The sequence below is a fragment of the Actinocorallia lasiicapitis genome, assembly GCF_054778695.1.
The window spans coordinates 1-17,087 of record NZ_BAAGZI010000103.1; the positions used below are offsets into that span (position 1 = coordinate 1).

15 protein-coding genes and 1 pseudogene are annotated in these 17,087 nt (G+C 67.9%); 3 read left to right on the plus strand and 13 right to left on the minus strand.

Translation table 11 applies throughout. The features are described 5' to 3' along the window. The 13 genes and pseudogenes from ACYVE7_RS14315 to ACYVE7_RS14375 form a co-directional block, all read right to left on the minus strand. A pseudogene (locus ACYVE7_RS14315) lies at positions 1–298 on the minus strand (ABC transporter permease); the annotation flags it as partial. A 90-nt stretch (positions 299–388) separates the two neighbouring features. Further along, positions 389–1,459, minus strand: a complete 1,071-nt coding sequence (locus ACYVE7_RS14320; protein WP_460365161.1) for an ABC transporter ATP-binding protein — start codon at positions 1,457–1,459, stop codon at positions 389–391. Then, a complete protein-coding gene (locus ACYVE7_RS14325) occupies positions 1,456–2,550 on the minus strand; it encodes an ABC transporter ATP-binding protein (protein ID WP_460365162.1) in 1,095 nt (364 codons plus the stop codon). Before ACYVE7_RS14325 ends, ACYVE7_RS14320 begins: the two co-directional genes overlap by 4 nt. Continuing rightward, on the minus strand, positions 2,550–3,563 hold the full coding sequence (locus ACYVE7_RS14330) for an ABC transporter permease (protein WP_460365163.1): 1,014 nt from the start codon (positions 3,561–3,563) through the stop codon (positions 2,550–2,552). The genes ACYVE7_RS14325 and ACYVE7_RS14330 overlap by 1 nt, the downstream gene beginning before the upstream one ends. Positions 3,564–3,658: 95 nt before the next feature. Further along, positions 3,659–5,422 carry an ABC transporter substrate-binding protein gene (locus ACYVE7_RS14335; RefSeq protein WP_460365164.1) on the minus strand — a complete coding sequence of 588 codons (1,764 nt, stop codon included), beginning with the start codon at positions 5,420–5,422 and terminating at the stop codon, positions 3,659–3,661. Between the two features lie 54 nt (positions 5,423–5,476). Beyond that, positions 5,477–6,469 carry an ABC transporter permease gene (locus tag ACYVE7_RS14340; RefSeq protein WP_460365165.1) on the minus strand — a complete coding sequence of 331 codons (993 nt, stop codon included), beginning with the start codon at positions 6,467–6,469 and terminating at the stop codon, positions 5,477–5,479. A 430-nt stretch (positions 6,470–6,899) separates the two neighbouring features. Beyond that, positions 6,900–7,886 (minus strand): ABC transporter ATP-binding protein, encoded by a 987-nt coding sequence (locus tag ACYVE7_RS14345; protein WP_460365166.1) that lies wholly within the window; start codon positions 7,884–7,886, stop codon positions 6,900–6,902. 11 nt (positions 7,887–7,897) lie between these two features. Beyond that, complete coding sequence (locus ACYVE7_RS14350) at positions 7,898–8,974, minus strand: ABC transporter ATP-binding protein (protein ID WP_460365167.1); 1,077 nt, start codon at positions 8,972–8,974, stop codon at positions 7,898–7,900. Then, positions 8,975–9,988 carry an ABC transporter permease gene (locus ACYVE7_RS14355; RefSeq protein ID WP_460365168.1) on the minus strand — a complete coding sequence of 338 codons (1,014 nt, stop codon included), beginning with the start codon at positions 9,986–9,988 and terminating at the stop codon, positions 8,975–8,977. Between the two features lie 149 nt (positions 9,989–10,137). Continuing rightward, the gene (locus ACYVE7_RS14360; protein ID WP_460365169.1) at positions 10,138–11,895 is read right to left on the minus strand and encodes an ABC transporter substrate-binding protein; all 1,758 of its coding nucleotides are present in this window, start codon (positions 11,893–11,895) and stop codon (positions 10,138–10,140) included. Positions 11,896–11,951: 56 nt separating this feature from the next. Further along, complete coding sequence (locus tag ACYVE7_RS14365; RefSeq protein WP_460365170.1) at positions 11,952–12,944, minus strand: ABC transporter permease; 993 nt, start codon at positions 12,942–12,944, stop codon at positions 11,952–11,954. A gap of 362 nt (positions 12,945–13,306) precedes the next feature. Next, a complete protein-coding gene (locus ACYVE7_RS14370) occupies positions 13,307–13,705 on the minus strand; it encodes a hypothetical protein (protein WP_460365171.1) in 399 nt (132 codons plus the stop codon). Between the two features lie 93 nt (positions 13,706–13,798). Further along, positions 13,799–14,464 (minus strand): HAD family hydrolase, encoded by a 666-nt coding sequence (locus ACYVE7_RS14375; protein ID WP_460365172.1) that lies wholly within the window; start codon positions 14,462–14,464, stop codon positions 13,799–13,801. 75 nt (positions 14,465–14,539) lie between these two features. Between ACYVE7_RS14375 and ACYVE7_RS14380 the strand changes: the two genes are divergently transcribed. The 3 genes from ACYVE7_RS14380 to mshC all read left to right on the plus strand — a co-directional run. Then, positions 14,540–14,995 carry a universal stress protein gene (locus ACYVE7_RS14380; RefSeq protein ID WP_460365173.1) on the plus strand — a complete coding sequence of 152 codons (456 nt, stop codon included), beginning with the start codon at positions 14,540–14,542 and terminating at the stop codon, positions 14,993–14,995. A gap of 124 nt (positions 14,996–15,119) precedes the next feature. Continuing rightward, positions 15,120–15,974, plus strand: coding sequence for a PAC2 family protein (locus ACYVE7_RS14385; RefSeq protein WP_460365174.1), 855 nt, complete (start codon positions 15,120–15,122; stop codon positions 15,972–15,974). 32 nt (positions 15,975–16,006) lie between these two features. Next, a partial coding sequence (gene mshC, locus ACYVE7_RS14390) for a cysteine--1-D-myo-inosityl 2-amino-2-deoxy-alpha-D-glucopyranoside ligase (RefSeq protein ID WP_460365175.1) occupies positions 16,007–17,087 on the plus strand: 1,081 nt, incomplete at its 3' end.

Consider the following 17,087-nt stretch of genomic DNA (forward strand, 5'->3'; position numbering starts at 1 on the left):
CCCGCGCCTTCGCCCGGATCTGCCCCGCCGCGACGATCACCACACTCGTCACCGATACCGCCGCGGACCCCGTCAGCAGCGACATCCGCGCCGCGTACGCCGCCCGCACCAGCACGTCACGGCCCAGATCGTCGGCGCCCAGCCAGAACACCCGGCCGGGGCCCACCGGAGTGCCGTCGGCCCGCAGCCCCTCGGCGGGGAACGCCGTGCGCGGCGGATGGCCCGTCCACCGCGCCCACAGCGGGGCCGACACCGCGAAGACCGCAAGCAGGGCCAGCACGGCCAGGGAACTGCGCACCCGTCTCATCCTGGTCCGGACGCGCCGATGCCCGCCCGTGCCATGCACGAGCGGGCATCGTTCGAGATCAAGCAGTCCGGAAAACCGGAATCAGGCCTTCTTCACCAGCGGCGAGCTCGCCGGGGCGACGTACCCCTGCGGCGCGTTCTCCGGGAAGTGGCACGCCACCTCGTGGTTCGGCGCGAGGGTCACCAGCGGCGGCGCGACCTCCTTGCAGATCACCTGCGCCTTCCAGCAGCGCGTGTGGAAGTTGCAGGCGGGCGGCGGGTTCAGCGGCGACGGGACGTCACCGGTCAGCCGGATCCGTTCCCGGTCGCGGCGCGCCCCCGGGTCGGGGATCGGCACCGCCGACAGCAGCGCCGTGGTGTAGGGGTGCATGGGCCGTGTGTACAGGTCGGCCCGGTCCGCCACCTCGACGATCTTCCCGAGGTACATGACCGCGACCCGGTCGGAGATGTGCCGGACCACCGACAGGTCGTGGGCGATGACCACATAGGTCAGGCCCAGTTCGTCCTGCAGGTCCTCCAGCAGGTTCACCACCTGCGCCTGGATCGACACGTCCAGCGCCGACACCGGCTCGTCCGCCACGATCAGCTTCGGCCGCAGCGCCAGGGTGCGGGCGATCCCGATGCGCTGCCGCTGCCCGCCCGAGAACTCGTGCGGGTACCGGTTGTAGTGCTCCGGGTTGAGACCGACCAGCTCCAGCAGCTCCTGGACGGCCTTCTTCGTGCCGTGCGGAGTCTGAATGTTCTGCAAGGCGAACGGTGCACCGACGATCGAACCGACGGTCTTGCGCGGGTTCAACGACGAATACGGATCCTGGAAGATCATCTGGATGTCGCGGCGCAGCGGACGCATCCCGGCCTGCGACAGCTTGGTGATGTCGCGGCCCTCGAAGAAGATCGAACCGGACGTCGACTCCAGCAACTTCATGATCATCCGGCCGGTGGTGGTCTTGCCGCAGCCCGACTCCCCCACCAGACCCAGCGTCTCGCCCTTGCGGACCGAGAAACTCACCCCGTCGACGGCCTTGACCGCCGCGACCTGCCGGCGCAGCAGACCGGCGTGCACCGGGAAGTGCTTGCGCAGCCCCTCGACGCGCAGCAGGGCGTCCCCCGCCGGCGCGGGCCCCTTGACCGTGCTCACAGTCTCTTCAGTCACAGCTTCGGCCTGATCTCTTCGTCCCAGATTTCCCGGCGCCGCTCCAGCGGCAGATGGCAGGCGGCCTTGTGGCCCGGCGTCAGCTCCCGCACCAGCGGCACCTCGGTCTCGCTCTTCCCGCCGTTCAGCGACGCGTAGGCGCAGCGCGGGTGGAAGGCGCAGCCCGACGGCAGGTTGATCAGCGACGGCGGCGAACCCTTGATCGGCAGCAGCCGTTCGGTGCGGTCCCTGTCCATCCGCGGCATCGACCCCAGCAGACCCCACGTGTAGGGGTGCAGCGGCTGGTGGAACACCTCGTCGACCGTGCCGTACTCCACGCTGTTGCCGCCGTACATCACCAGGACGTCGTCGGCGAGCTCGGCGACCACGCCGAGATCGTGGGTGATCATGATGATCGCGGAGTTGAACTCCTGCTGAAGATCGCGCAGCAGGTCCAGGATCTGGGCCTGCACGGTGACGTCCAGAGCCGTGGTCGGCTCGTCGGCGATCAGCAGCTCGGGGTCGCACGACAGCGCCATCGCGATCATCGCGCGCTGCCGCATACCGCCGGAGAACTGGTGCGGATAGTCGTCCACCCGCTTCTCCGGCGTGGGGATGCCGACCCGGCCCAGCATGTCGATGGCATGCTTGCGCGCGACCGACTTGGAGACGGCGTTGTGGATCCGGTACGCCTCGATGATCTGCGCGCCGACCGTGTAGAACGGGTGCATCGACGACAGCGGATCCTGGAAGATCATCGCCATGTTCTTGCCGCGCAACCGGCGCACCTGATCCGGGCTCGCGCCGACCAGCTCGTTGCCGTCCAGCCAGATCTCGCCCGAGACCCTGGCGTTCCTCCGGTTGTGCAGACCGAGGATGCCCAGGCTCGTCACCGACTTGCCCGAACCGGACTCGCCGACGATCCCCAGGGTGCGGCCGCGCTCCAGCTTGAACGACAGACCGTCGACGGACTTCACCAGACCGTCGTCGGTCGGGAAGTGGATCTTGAGGTCGCGGACCTCGAGGAACGAGGCCGGCGCGGGGGTACTGGCCGGCTCCGGCGCGTGCGCGCCCGCCAGCTCCTCACGCGGCATCTTGTCGTCAGTGCTCATCAGCTGAGCCTCACCCTCGGGTCGATCACCGCGTAGAGAACGTCCACGATGAGGCTGGCGAACACGATGAAGATCGTCGCGACCAGCACGACGCCCATCACCATCGGCAGGTCACCGGAGAGAATGGACTGGACCGAAAGCGCGCCCAGACCGGCGAAACCGAACGTGCTCTCGGTGAGCACCGCGCCGCCGAGCAGCAGGCCCAGGTCCAGACCGAACACGGTGAGGATCGGGGTCAGCGTCGCGCGCAGCGCGTGCCTGGTCACCACGACCTTCTCCGGAAGCCCCTTCGCGCGGGCGGTGCGGATGTAGTCCTCGTTGAGGATCTCCAGCATCCCCGCCCGGGTGAGCCTCGCGTAGAGAGCGGCGTACAGGAACGCCAGCGTCACCCACGGGAGGATCAGATTGAAAGCCCAGTCCGCCGGATTCTCCGTGAAGGGCTTGTAGACGACGCCCTCCGGCCAGATCTTCAACCCGTAGGCGAAGACCGCCAGCGACAGCAGACCGGTGAAGTAGATCGGCAGCGAGACGCCCGCGAGCGCGGTCGTCATCGCGAGCCTGTCGAACTTGCTGCCACGGCGCAGCGCGGACAGCACGCCGATGCCGACGCCCATCACGAGCCAGATCACCGACGCCCCGACCGCCAGTGAGATCGTCACCGGTGCGCGGTCGATGAGGGTGGGCAACACCGGCTCGGAGTTGCGGAAGGAGAAGCCCAGGCACGGGGCCGCGCAGTGCTGGATGCTCGGACCGTTGTTGAAGTCCTGGCCCGCGACGATGCCCTTCACGAACCGCCCGTACTGGACGATCAGCGGGTCGTCGAGGTGCAGCCGCTCCTTGGTGTCGGCGATGGCCTCGGCCGTCGGGGCCTTGCCGACATAACTCGCCGCCAGCTGATCGGTGCTCTGACCGGCCAGCTTCGGCAGGACGAAGAAGATGCCGAAAGTGACCATGGTGACGATGAGCAGCATCGCCACGGCACCCAGCAGCCGCCTGATGATGAAAGTGAACACGAGCTTCGGCCACGGGCGGCCGGGCCTTGTGGGCCCGGCCGCCCTCCGGCCTTCACCTGCCTTCTACGAACGCGGTGGTGACGGTCGGATGGGAACTACTTGAGACCCATGTTCAGGTAGTCGTACATGCCGCCGTAGCCCGCGGTCACCGCCACGTTGGTGACGTTGGCCGGACGGAACAGCAGCAGCTTGGCGTACACCAGCGGAATGATGCCGGCGTCTTCCATGACGGCCTGGTCGATCTTGGTGTAGTTGGCCTCGCGCGCCTTGATGTCGGGGTTCTTGGCCGCGTCGTCGAGCAGGGTGTCCACCTCGGGCAGGTTGGTCTCCTGCAGGTTGGTGTTACCGGACGGCTTGATCACGCGGCTGTCGACGACCTGCTGGAGGAAGCCGAAGCCCGACGGCCAGTCAGCGGCCCACGCCATGAACATGAGGCCGACGCCGTTGTCGTGGACCCACTTGGGCGCACCGGCGTACTTGTTGAAGTAGTCACCGGCCGGGACCTGCTTGATCTCGGCCTTGATGCCGACCTTCGCCAGACCCTGCTGCACACCCTGAGCGGCCGCGACTTCCTTCGGACGGTCGGCGCGAGCGGAGATCTTGGTGGAGAAGCCGTTGGGCTGGCCGCAGGCGGCGAGCTCTTCCTTGGCCTTGGCGAGGTCGCCGTGGTTGTCGGCGCCGACCGGGTAGCGGTCGGCCTTGACGTAGCCGGTGACGGTCGGCGGCAGGATCGTCGTGGCGATCTCACCACCGGCCACCGGGCCTCCGTAACCGGTCTGCGCGGCGACCTTGTCGGTCGCGTACGCCACGGCGCGGCGGCAGTGGACGTTGTCCAGCGGCTTCACGTTCTTGTTGACCGCGAGGTACCGCAGGAAGCCGGCGGTCACGTTGTCCGACAGCGCCTTGTTGGAGGCGTTGGTCAGGACCTTCGGCTGGGCCGCGCCCTGCACGCCGGTGCCCGCGATGTCCATGTCGATGGCGCCGGACAGCAGCTTGTTGTCCAGGTCGTCCGCGTTCTGCTTGAGCGCGACGTCGATGTTGTCGGGCAGCGCCTTGCGGATCGGGTCGGTCGCCTGGTCCCAGTGCGGGTTGCGGGACAGCTTCATGCTCTTGCCGCGCTCGTACGAGTCGATCTTGTACGGGCCGGAGGAGACGATGGCCTTCTGGTACTGCAGACCCTTGTCCTTGGCGCGCGGGACCGGCTGCGTCTGCATCGTGGTGATGTAGTCGAACTCGGCGAACGGCGCGTTCAGGTGGAAGACGATCGTGTAGTCGTCCGGGGTCTCGATGGACTTCAGGCCCTCAGGGGACTTGTCCTTGTACGGGCCCTTGTAGCCGCCCGGGTTGTCGACCAGGTACTGCTTGAAGTACTTCGGACCGAGCTGCAGTTCGGCGGTGAAGTTGGAGCGCTCGACCGCGTACTTGACGTCGGCGGCCTTGACCTCGGTGCCGTCGTCGAACTTCACACCCTTGCGGATCTTGTAAGTCCAGGTCTTGCCGTCAGGACCCACCACACCCGGCGCCTCGGCGAGGTCGGGAACGACCTTCAGGCTCTCCGTGCCCGGCTGCGGGCTGAAAGTCATCAGCGCGCGGCTGTAGATCCGGGCGAAGTTCTGGGAGAACGCGTAGTACGTGTCACCGGGGTCCGGCGAGTCCCAGTCGTCGGAGTCGGCGAAGCGGAGCGTGCCGCCCTTCTTCTCCGACGGGTTCACCATGCCGGTGATGGCGGCGTTGAAACCGGAGGCGCCTTCGGAGCCGGTGCCCGGCTTCTTCTCCTCGGAGTCCCCGCCACAGGCCGCGAGGCCCGAGACGAGAAGGACACCCGCCGCGGCCGCGGCGAACGATCGTGTCATTTTCATGTGCTTTCGCACTTCCTTTCACAGGGGGGAGAGAACCTGAACCGAGGGGATGGCTCAGCGGGAACGGGGGTCGAGTGCGTCGCGCAGCCCGTCCCCCAGAAGGTTGAAGGCCAGCACGGTGATGAAGATCGCCATACCGGGGACCACCATGTAGAACGGGGTGTTCTGGTAGGTGGGCACCGCGAGGGTCAGCGTCCCGCCCCACGACGGGGTGGGCGGGGTGACGCCGACGCCCAGGAACGACAGGGCCGCCTCGAACAGGATGTTCGTGGGGATCAGCAGCGTCGAGTAGACGAGGATCGGGGCGATCAGGTTCGGCAGGATCTCGCGGAAGATCACATAGAAGTGGCTGGCGCCCAGGCTCCGGGAGGCGTCGACGAACTCACGCTCCCGCAGGGTGAGCGTCTGACCGCGGACGATCCGGCCGATGTAGGGCCAGGCGAAGAAGCCGATCACGAAGATCAGCACCCAGATCCGCAGGCCGTTGCCCTTCACCGGGCCGATCTCGTCGGGGATGACGCCGACCAGGGCGATCGCGAACAGCAGCAGCGGGAACGCCAGGAACACGTCCATGGCCCGGCTGATGATCGTGTCGACGATGCCGCCGAAGTAGCCGGCCGTGATCCCCAGGACCGTGCCGATGACCACCGACATCAGGGTCGCGACGAACGCGATGAGCAGCGAGATCTGCGCGCCGGACGCGATCCGCGCCAGCATGTCGCGGCCGGTCGTCGGCTCGACGCCCAGCAGGTGGTCCCAGCTGATGCCCGAGTGCAGCCAGCCGCCCCACGGGCGCTGGTAGGTCGGGTCGATCAGCTCCTGGTGGTAGAGGTTCGGGTCCTGCAGGACGAACGGGCCGAGCACCGCGAACAGGATCAGCCCGAGCACGGTGACACCGCCGCCCAGCGCGACCTTGTCGCGCTTCAGCCTCAACCAGGCGATCTGTCGCAGGGACCGCCCTTCGATGGCCTTGCCACTGATGCCCTTGAGCAGGTCTTCAGGGTGGGCCTCAGTCTCAGACCCGGACACCTCGATCGGTGCGGCCACGCTTCACGAACCTCCACACCCGGCCGGCTTCATCGCCGAGGCCTCACCCGCGCCGCCCTCGTGCTTGTGACACGCCTGCGGGCGGCGGGCTCGACCGCCCTACCGGAAAGTAATTGCCTGTCCGAAGCGAATCTGGTGCCGCAAGGGGCCGGGCGCCAGCCCCCGTATCTAGATCGTGATGTCCCCGTTGCCTGACAAAAACTGCACCCTGACAAAGAAACGGACATAGAGCGCACCAGGCACTCCATGTCCGTTTCGTTGCGATGTCCAGTTGTCAGGCCGGCGGCGAACTCTTTCCCCCCGAAGGCCGCGGTACCAGCGACGATGTCCGGAAACACAGGCGACCGCCCGGACATCGTCCTGTCACACGGGACTGTTAAGAAGGTCTCGATCGGGCGGCGGCTCACCCACCGCCCGTACGCACGACCGGCTAGTCTTCGGCGTTCTCCGGGAAGTGGCAGGCCACCTGGTGGTCGCGCCTCAGCTCCAGCAGCGGCGGCTGCTGGGTCTTGCAGATCTCCTGCGCCTTCCAGCAGCGGGTGTGGAAGTGGCAGCCGGACGGCGGGTTCAGCGGCGACGGCACGTCACCGGTCAGCCGGATCCGCTCCCGGTCCTTGCGGGCGCTCGGATCCGGGACGGGCACCGCCGACAGCAGCGCGTTGGTGTACGGGTGCATCGGCCGCGTGTACAGGTCGGCCTGGTCGGCGACCTCCACCATCCGGCCCAGGTACATGACGCCGACCCGGTCGGAGATGTGCCGGACCACCGACAGGTCGTGGGCGATGACCACGTAGGTCAGGCCCAGCTCCGCCTGCAGGTCCTCCAGCAGGTTGACGACCTGCGCCTGGATCGACACGTCCAGCGCGGAGACCGGCTCGTCGGCGACGATCAGCTTCGGCTTGAGCGCCAGGGTCCGGGCGATCCCGATGCGCTGCCGCTGCCCGCCGGAGAACTCGTGCGGGTACCGGTTGTAGTGCTCGGGGTTGAGGCCCACCAGCTCCAGGAGCTCCTGGACGGCCTTCTTGGTGCCGTGCGGGGTCTGGATGTTCTGCAGCGCGTAGGGTGCGCCGACGATCGAGCCGACCGTCTTACGCGGGTTCAGCGACGAGTACGGGTCCTGGAAGATCATCTGGATGTCGCGGCGGAGCGGGCGCATCGCGCCCTGCGACAGCTTGGTGATGTCCTGGCCCTCGAACCTGATGCTGCCGGCCGTCGGCTCGAGCAGCTTCATGATCATCCGGCCGGTGGTGGTCTTGCCGCAGCCCGACTCCCCCACCAGACCGAGCGTCTCGCCCTTGCGGACCGAGAAGCTGACGCCGTCGACGGCCTTGACCGCCGCGACCTGCCGGCGCAGCAGACCGGCGTGGACCGGGAAGTGCTTCTGCAGGTCGGTGACCTCGAGCAGGTTGTCTGACATCTTCGTCTTCCTCAGAGGTTCGGCCTGATCTGGGTCTCCCAGATCTGCTGGCGCTGCTCGGCGGTCAGGTGGCAGGCGACCCGGTGCTGGCCCTGGCCGGTGTACTCCAGCTCAGGCCGGACGGTCATGCTCTTCCCGCCGGTCAGGTCGGCGTAGGCGCACCGCGGGTGGAAAGCGCAGCCCGACGGCAGGTTGATCAGCGAAGGCGGCGAGCCCTTGACCGGCATCAGCCGGTCAGTGCGCTCGCGGTCCAGCCGCGGCATCGAACCGAGCAGACCCCAGGTGTAGGGGTGCTGCGGGCTGTGGAACAGCTCCTGGACGGTGCCCTGCTCGATGGAGCGGCCGCCGTACATCACCATGATCCGGTCCGACAGCTCGGCGACCACGCCGAGGTCGTGGGTGATCATGATGATCGCGGAGTTGAACTCCTGCTGAAGATCGCGCAGCAGGTCCAGGATCTGGGCCTGCACGGTGACGTCCAGAGCCGTGGTCGGCTCGTCGGCGATCAGCAGCTCGGGGTCGCACGACAGCGCCATCGCGATCATCGCGCGCTGCCGCATACCGCCGGAGAACTGGTGCGGGTAGTCGTCGATGCGCTTCTCGGGGGTCGGGATGCCGACCCGGCCGAGCATGTCGATGGCGTGCTTGCGGGCCGCCTGCTTCGACACGCTGTTGTGGATCCGGTACGCCTCGATGATCTGCGCGCCCACCGAGTAGAACGGGTGCATCGACGACAGCGGGTCCTGGAAGATCATGGCCATGTTCTTGCCGCGCAGCCTGCGGACCTCGTCGGGGTCGGCCCCGACCAGCTCCTTGCCGTCCAGCCAGATCTCGCCGGAGACGTTCGCGTTCTTCCGGTTGTGCAGGCCGAGGATGCCCAGGCTCGTCACCGACTTGCCCGAACCGGACTCGCCGACGATGCCGAGGGTCTGGCCGCGCTCGAGCTGGAAGTTCAGCCCGTCGACCGACTTCACCAGACCGTCGTCGGTCGGGAAGTGGATCTTGAGGTCGCGGACCTCGAGGAAGGACTCGGGCTTGCCCGCGCCGACCGGAGTGGCGTCGGGGATCTCGTGGTGTGCGGTGCTCACTTAGCTCAGCCTCACCCTGGGGTCGACGACGGCGTAAAGAATGTCCACGATCAGGCTGGCGAACACGATGAAGATCGTCGCCAGCAGCACCACGCCCATCACCATGGGCAGGTCGCCGCTCGAGATCGAGTCGATCGACAGCGAACCCAGACCCGGCAGGCTGAAGGTCTTCTCGGTGAGGACCGCGCCGCCGAGCAGCAGGCCCAGGTCCAGACCGAAGATCGTGAGGATGGGGGTCAGCGACGCGCGCAGCGCGTGCCGGGTGATCACGGTGCGTTCGGGCAGGCCCTTGGCGCGCGCCGTGCGGATGTAGTCCTCGTTGAGGGTCTCGAGCATCCCCGCGCGGGTGAGCCTCGCGTAGAGGGCGGCGTACAGGAACGCCAGCGTCACCCACGGCAGGATCAGCATGTACGCCCACTCGGCCGGGTTCTCGGTGAACGGCACATAGCTGACGCCGTCCGGCCAGATCTTCAGCCAGTAGGAGAAGACGGCCAGCGACACCAGGCCGGTGAAGTAGATGGGCAGCGAGACACCCGCCAGCGCGACGGCCATGGACAGCCGGTCGAACAGGGAGCCGCGGCGCAGCGCCGAGATGACGCCGATGCCGACACCGGTGACCAGCCAGATGATCGACGCGCCGAACGCCAGGGAAACGGTCACCGGCGCGCGGTCGATCAGCGTCGGCAGGACCGGTTCGCTGTTGCGGAAGGAGTAGCCGAGACAGGGCGCCGAGCAGTGCTCGACCGACGGGCCGCTGTTGAAGTCCTGCCCGACGAAGATGCCCTTGACGAAATGCCAGTACTGGACGGTGATCGGGTCGTCGAGGCCCAGACGTTCCTTGGTCTCGACGATCGCCTCGGCCGTGGGGGCCTTACCGACGTAACTGGCGGCGAGCTGATCGGTGGTCTGTCCCGCAAGCTTCGGCAGGAGGAAGAAGATGCCGAACGTGACCATGGTGACGATGGCCAGCATGGCGACCGCGCCGAAGAGGCGCCTGACGATGAATGCAAACACTGGGAGCGGCCCGGGCCGCGCGGCCCCCGGGAGAACCCGGGGACCGCGCGGTCATTCGGCCTTCACCTGCCTTCTGCGGTGATGAGCCTTCTTGCGTTGAACAGACGAGCTGGGTACTGCGAACTACTCGGGCTACCTGGCGGGGTGCGTTACTTCACGCCCATGTTCAGGTAGCTGTACTGGCCGCTGTACGCCTCGGTCACGAAGACGTTGGTGACGTTCTCCGGGCGGTACAGGAGCTGGTTAGCGTAGGTGAAGGGGACCAGGTCGCCCGACTCCATGACCGTCTTGTCGATCTGCGCGTACATGTCGTTGCGCTTGGTGGTGTCCGTCTCCTGCGTCGAGGAGGTGAACAGGTCGTTGACCGTCTTGTTGTTGGTCTCCGACAGGTTCGTGTTACCGGCCGGCTTGATCGCCGCACCGTCGAGGATCTGCTGGAGGAAACCGAAGCCGGACGGCCAGTCGGCGCCCCACTTCATCATGATCAGACCGATGTTGTTCTGCTTCACGAACGACGGCGCACCGGCGTACTTGGTGAAGTAGTCACCCGACGGGTAGGACTTGATGCTGACCTTGATCCCGGCCTTGGCGAGGGACTGCTGCACGGCCTGGGCCGCCGCCATCTCCTTCGGACGGTCGGCGCGGGCGGTCAGCGTGGTGGAGAAGCCACCGGCCTTGCCGCACGCGGTCAGCTGCTCCTTGGCCTTGTCGACGTCACCGGCGTTGTTGGCCGACGGGTACAGGTCGAACTTCTGGTAGCCGGCGACGGTCGGCGGCAGGATGGTCGAGGCCAGCGAGCCACCGGCCAGCGGGCCGCCCAGACCGGTCTGCACCGAGGTCTTGTCGACCGCGAACTGCACGGCCTTGCGGCACGCGGTGTTCGTGAACGGCGCGACGGTGGTGTCGATCGCCATGTAGGTCAGCGTGCCGCCGGTGGCGACGTCGCTGTTCTTCTTCTGGTTGGCGTTGCTCAGGACCTTCGGCTGGGCCGCGGTCGAGACGCCCGCACCCGACAGGTCGACGTCGAGCGCGCCCGACATCAGCCGGTTGTCGATGTCGTCCTGGTTCTGGTTCAGGGCGACGGAGATGGTGTCCGGCAGCGCCTTGCGGAGCGGGTCGGTGTCCTTGCTCCAGTTCGGGTTGCGCGACAGCTTCATCGCCTTGCCGATCTCGTACGAGTCGATCTTGTACGGGCCGGTGGAGACGATGGACTTCTTGTAGTTGAGGCCCTTGTCCTTGGCGGCCGGGACCGGAGCGGTCTGCGGCATGGTCGCCAGGTAGTCGAACTCGGCGAACGGCGTGTTCAGGTTGAACACGATCGTGTAGTCGTCCGGAGTCTGGATCGACTTCAGGTCGCCGGTCTTGTCCTTGTACGGGCCCTTGTAACCGCCCGGGTTGTCGACCAGGTACTGCTTGAAGTACTTCGGGCCGAGCTGGAGCTCGGAGGTGAAGTTGGAGCGCTCCACCGCGTACTTGACGTCCGCGGCCTTGACCTCGGTGCCGTCCTCGTACTTCACGCCCTTGCGGAGCTTGTAGGTCCAGGTCTTGCCGCCGTTGGACGACTCGCCCAGGCCCTCGGCGAGGTCGCCGGTGAGCTCGAGACCGGCCTTGCCCGGGGCCTCCTTGAAGGTGACCAGCGCGCGGGCGTAGTTCCGGGCGAAGTTCCACGCGTAGGCGTAGTAGGTGTCACCGGGGTCCGGCGAGTCCCAGTCGCTGGACATCGCGAACTTGAGCTCGCCACCGGTCTTGTCCGAGGCGTTGACGACCGAGGTGTTGGCCGCGTCGGCCTTCGCCACGGAGGTGGAGCTCGAGCCGCTGTCGCCCGACTTGCTGTCGCCGCAGGCGGTGAGCCCGGCTGCGAGGACCGCGGCGGCGGCGATGGAGCCACCGATCTGGATCTTGTTCATAGTGCGGAACGCACCCTTCTGGGAACCAACAGGGAGAGACATGAACCGAGAGAGGTTCACCGGGCACGGGGGTCGAGCGCGTCACGCAGCCCGTCCCCGAGCAGGTTGAAGGCCATGACCGTGATGAAGATGGCCATGCCGGGGATGATCATGTAGAACGGCGTGTTCTGGTACGTGGGCACCGCGAGGGTGAGCATCCCGCCCCAGGACGGGGTCGGCGGGGTGACGCCGACGCCCAGGAACGACAGGGCCGCCTCGAACAGGATGTTCGTGGGGATCAGCAGCGTCGAGTAGACGAGGATCGGCGCGATCAGGTTCGGCAGCACTTCCCTGAAGATCACGTAGAAGTGGCTGGCGCCCAGGCTCCGGGAGGCGTCGACGAACTCACGCTCCCGCAACGTCAGGGTCTGACCGCGGACGATCCGGCCGATGTAGGGCCAGGCGAAGAAGCCGATCACGAAGATCAGCACCCAGATGCGCAGGCCGTTGCCCTTGAGGAAACCCACCTGGTCGGGCATGACACCGACCAGGGCGATCGCGAACAGCAGCAGCGGGAACGCCAGGAACACGTCCATGGAGCGGCTGATGATCGTGTCGACGATGCCGCCGAAGTAGCCGGCGATGACGCCGAGGACCGTGCCGATGACGACCGAGATCAAGGTCGCCAGGAACGCCACCAGAAGCGAGATCCGCGCCCCGGACACGATCCGCGACAGCATGTCGCGGCCCGTGTTCGGCTCGACGCCGAACCAGTGGTCGGCGCTGATGCCCGAGTTCAGCCAGCCGCCCCAGGGGCGCTGGTAGGTCGGGTCGATCAGGTTCTGGTTGTAGGCGTTCGGGTCCTGCAGGAAGAACGGCCCGATGAGCGCCACGACGACGAGGAGCACGATCACGACGGCGCCCGCGAGCGCCGCCTTGTCGCGCTTCAGGCGCATCCAGGCGATCTGGCCCAGGGAGCGGCCCTGGATGGCCTTCTTGTCGACGCCCTGAGGGACGCCGTCAGGACGGGCCTCGGGCCCGCCCTTCGAAACATCAAGAGGCGCTGTCACGCCAGTTTCCTCCCCTGCCACCGTGACACCAGCGGCTGTGCCAGCCGAGGTGTACGTGCCCCCTTGTACCGGCGTTCGCGCTGGTCCTGAGCACGTAAGACGGCCCACTTAACAGAAAGTTACCGTCCAATGACACGTCCTCCGGTGGGTGCGGTGCGCGGGTCGCCCCGCGACGCCCACCGCGTCCCAATTTCGGACGTGATGGAGGGAGGTTATCCGTAGTTCCGTTATGAGTTGCAACTCACACGACAAGATCACAGGAAGATTTACCGTAGCGAGTCCCCCTTGAGACCAGAAAAACCTGCGCATGGGCGTCCCATACGCAGGTTCTCCTGTTGCTGTGGTAGTGGCGGAAAAAGTTCCTAGTTGATGCCCCTCCGCCGAAGAATCTCCTCGATGTCCCCCAGATCATCACCAAGGTTTGCAGGGTCCGCCGAAGCACCAGACGGACCGGAAACAGCCGGACGGGACCGCGGCTTGACGTCCTTCGGCGCCGCCGGTGTGCGCAGCTTCACTCCCGAGACCACGTACAGGACGCCCGAAACCCCCAGCAGCGCCACACCCGCCCATTTGGCGGGGCTCAGCACCAGCTCGCTCAGGAACTCCGTCAGGCCCGTCAGATAGAAGCCCAACGGCACCAGGGACCAGGCGGCGCCGCGGGCCCCCGACGCCAGACCCCGGGTGCGGGCCGCCCGCCAGCTACCGAACAGCCCGAGGGCCGTGACCGCCAGACTGATCGCGAACAGAAGCGCGTCACTCATCTCTCTCAACTCCCCTGGACGGCCTTACCGCCATGCCGCCATGCTCTCGCGGGGGACCGGCCTGCCCATCCTCCGCCGGAAGGGTTCGCACCCCTAGGGGAGAACGAGCCGCTCCCTGAGGAGTTCCCCCAGACCGGCCAGGGACACCTGCTCCAGCGACGGGACGACCGTCCGGGACGGGCCCGGCGGGATCGGCACGATCCCCGGCACCGCGACCACCACGCAGCCCGCGGCCTCGCCCGCCGCCACCCCGGTCGGCGAGTCCTCCAGCACCACCGCGCGGGCCGGATCGACCCCCAGCAGCCGGGCCGCCTTCAGATAGGGCTCGGGGTGCGGCTTGGTGAACTCCACCTCATCGCCGCAGACCGTCACCGCGAACAGGTCGCGGCCGAGGGCGTCGATCGCGGGGTCGGCCAGCCGGCGGACCGTCGAGGTGACCAACGCCATCGGGACGCCCGCGCCGCCGATCTCGGCGAGCAGCTCCTTGGCTCCCGGCAGCACCGCGACCCCGCTCGACATCCGCTCGTACATCAGATCGAGGATCCGCTCGGCGACCAGCTCGCGGGGCTGCGGCCGGCCGGCCAGGGAGAGCATGTAGTCGACGGCCGGCCAGAGCGACCCGCCCACGATCTGGTCCTGGTGGGCCTCGCTCCACGGCCCCTCCAGCCACTCCATGACCTCGTGCTCCACCGCCAGCCACTGGGGCTCGGAGTTGATCAGAGTGCCGTCGAGATCACAGAAAACCGCCTGAAGAGTCACGTATCCGGATTTTAAGGGAGCTGGCCGCGTAGTAGCGTTCCCCGGACAACTACCGACTGGTAAGGAGCACCCCCCATGACATACCGGTCCATCCTCGTCGGAACCGATGGTTCCGCGACGTCCTTCCGGGCCGTGGACAAGGCCGCCAGCCTGGCCGGCGACACGGGAGCGACCCTGGTCCTGGTCTCCGCCTACCACCCCATGCCCGAGAAGGACCGTCTCGCGGCAGCCGACACCCTCGGCGACCTGGCCTACAAGGTCCAGGGCGCCACCCCCGCCGAGGACGTCCTGCGGGCCGCACGGGAACGCGCCATCGCCGCGGGCGCCAAGGACGTCCAGGAGGTCGCCCTCGAAGGCGACGCCGTCGACGTGCTGACCAACGTGGCCAGGGACCGCGCCGTCGACCTCGTCGTCGTCGGCAACCGCGGCCTCAACAGCCTCGCCGGACGGCTGCTCGGCTCGGTCCCGGCGAACCTGTCGCACAAGTCGCCCGTGGACGTCCTGATCGTCCACACGACCGACGGCAAGTAGCCGGGTCAGCCCCGGCAATCCCTGCCGCACCAGGGATGCCGGGCTCTCCGGCGGGTAGGACACCAGAAGAAGGACGTAGGCTGAGAGAGACTCCGATCTTCGTCACCCCCGGTTAGGAGGCCGTGTGCCAGAGCTCGAGTCCGTGCCGGAGCTCAACGATCCGGTCCTGGTCGCCGCGTTCGAAGGCTGGAACGATGCGGGCGAAGCGGCCAGCGGGGTGATCACCCACCTCGCGGAGAGCTGGAACGCCCGGCAGATCGCGGAGCTGGACCCGGACGACTACTACGACTTCCAGGTCACCCGTCCCCTCGTGGAGTTCGACGAGGAGACCGACGAGCGCCGCATCGTCTGGCCGACCACCCGGATCTCCGTCGCCAAGCTCCCCTCGGGCCGCGACGTCGTGCTGCTGCACGGCATCGAACCGAACATGCGCTGGCGCGCGTTCTGCCGCGAGATCACCGACGTGCTCACCGGGCTCGGCGTGAAGACCGCGGTCCTGGTCGGCGCGCTGCTGGCCGACGCCCCGCACACCCGGCCGGTCCCGGTCACCGGAGCCGCCACCGACGCGGGCCTCGCCAAGGTCCTCGACCTCGAACCGTCCCGCTACGAGGGCCCCACCGGGATCCTGGGGGTGCTGCAGGACAGCTGCTCCCGCCTCGGCATGGCCACCGTGTCGCTGTGGGCGGCCGTCCCGCACTACGTGTCGAGCCCGCCGTCGCCCAAGGCCACCCTGGCCCTGCTGCGCCGGGTCGAAGACCTCCTCGACGTCACCATCCCGCTCGGCGAACTGCCCGAGGCGTCCCGCGCCTGGGAGGCCGGCGTCAACGAGCTGGCCGAACAGGACTCCGAGGTCGCCGAGTACGTCCGCGCCCTGGAGGAGCAGAAGGACGCCGCCGAGCTGCCCGAGGCGACCGGCGAGTCCATCGCCCGCGAGTTCGAGCGGTACCTGCGCCGCCGCGGCACCGAACCACCCGTCTGATCAATTCGGGCCATCCGGATAAGCTGGCCACCATGCGATCCTGGTCTGCTCCCGTGGTCCCCCGGCTCACCGATCTGGGCCTGCCCGGTCCCGGCCCGGCACTGAAGGTGCACGACACCGGGACCAGGGCGCTCGCCGAGACCGCGCCCGACGGCACCGCCCGGATGTACGTCTGCGGCATCACCCCCTACGACGCCACCCACATGGGCCACGCCAACACCTATGTGGCGTTCGACCTCGCCAACCGGGTCTGGCGCGACGCGGGCCACGACGTCCTCTACGTCCAGAACGCCACCGACATCGACGACCCGCTGCTGGAGCGGGCCGACGCGACCGGCGTCGACTGGCAGGACCTCGCCGAACGCGAGATCGAACTGTTCCGCGAGGACATGACCGCGCTGCGGGTCCTGCCGCCCGCCCACTACATCGGCGCCGTCGAGGCCATCCCGATGATCGTCGAGCTGATCGGCGAGCTGAAGGACCGCGGCCTGGCCTACGACGTCGACGGCGACCTCTACTTCCCCGTCAGCGCCGACCCCGCCTTCGGCCAGGTCGCCGGGCTGCCCGTCGCCGACATGCTGAAGCTGTTCGCCGAGCGCGGCGGCGACCCCGACCGGCCCGGCAAGCGCGACCCGCTCGACGCCCTGCTCTGGCTGGCGCAGCGGCCCGGCGAACCCGGCTGGGACTCACCCTTCGGCAAGGGACGGCCCGGCTGGCACATCGAGTGCACCGCGATCTCCCTGCGCTACCTCGGCATGGCGTTCGACCTGGAGGGCGGCGGCAGCGACCTGGCCTTCCCCCACCACGAGATGGGCGCCTCCCACGCCCAGACCGCCACCGGCGCCACACCCCACGCCAAGGCCTACGTGCACGCCGGGATGGTCGGCCTCGACGGCGAGAAGATGTCCAAGTCCCGCGGCAACCTGGTGTTCGTGTCCCGGCTGCGCCGCGACGGCACCGACCCGATGGCGATCCGCCTGGTCCTGCTGAACCACCACTACCGCTCCGACTGGGAGTGGACCGCTCCGCAGCTCACCGAGGCCCAAGACCGGCTCGACCGGTGGCGCGCCGCCGCCGCCCGCCCCTCCGGCGCCCCCGCCGACGGCCTGCTCG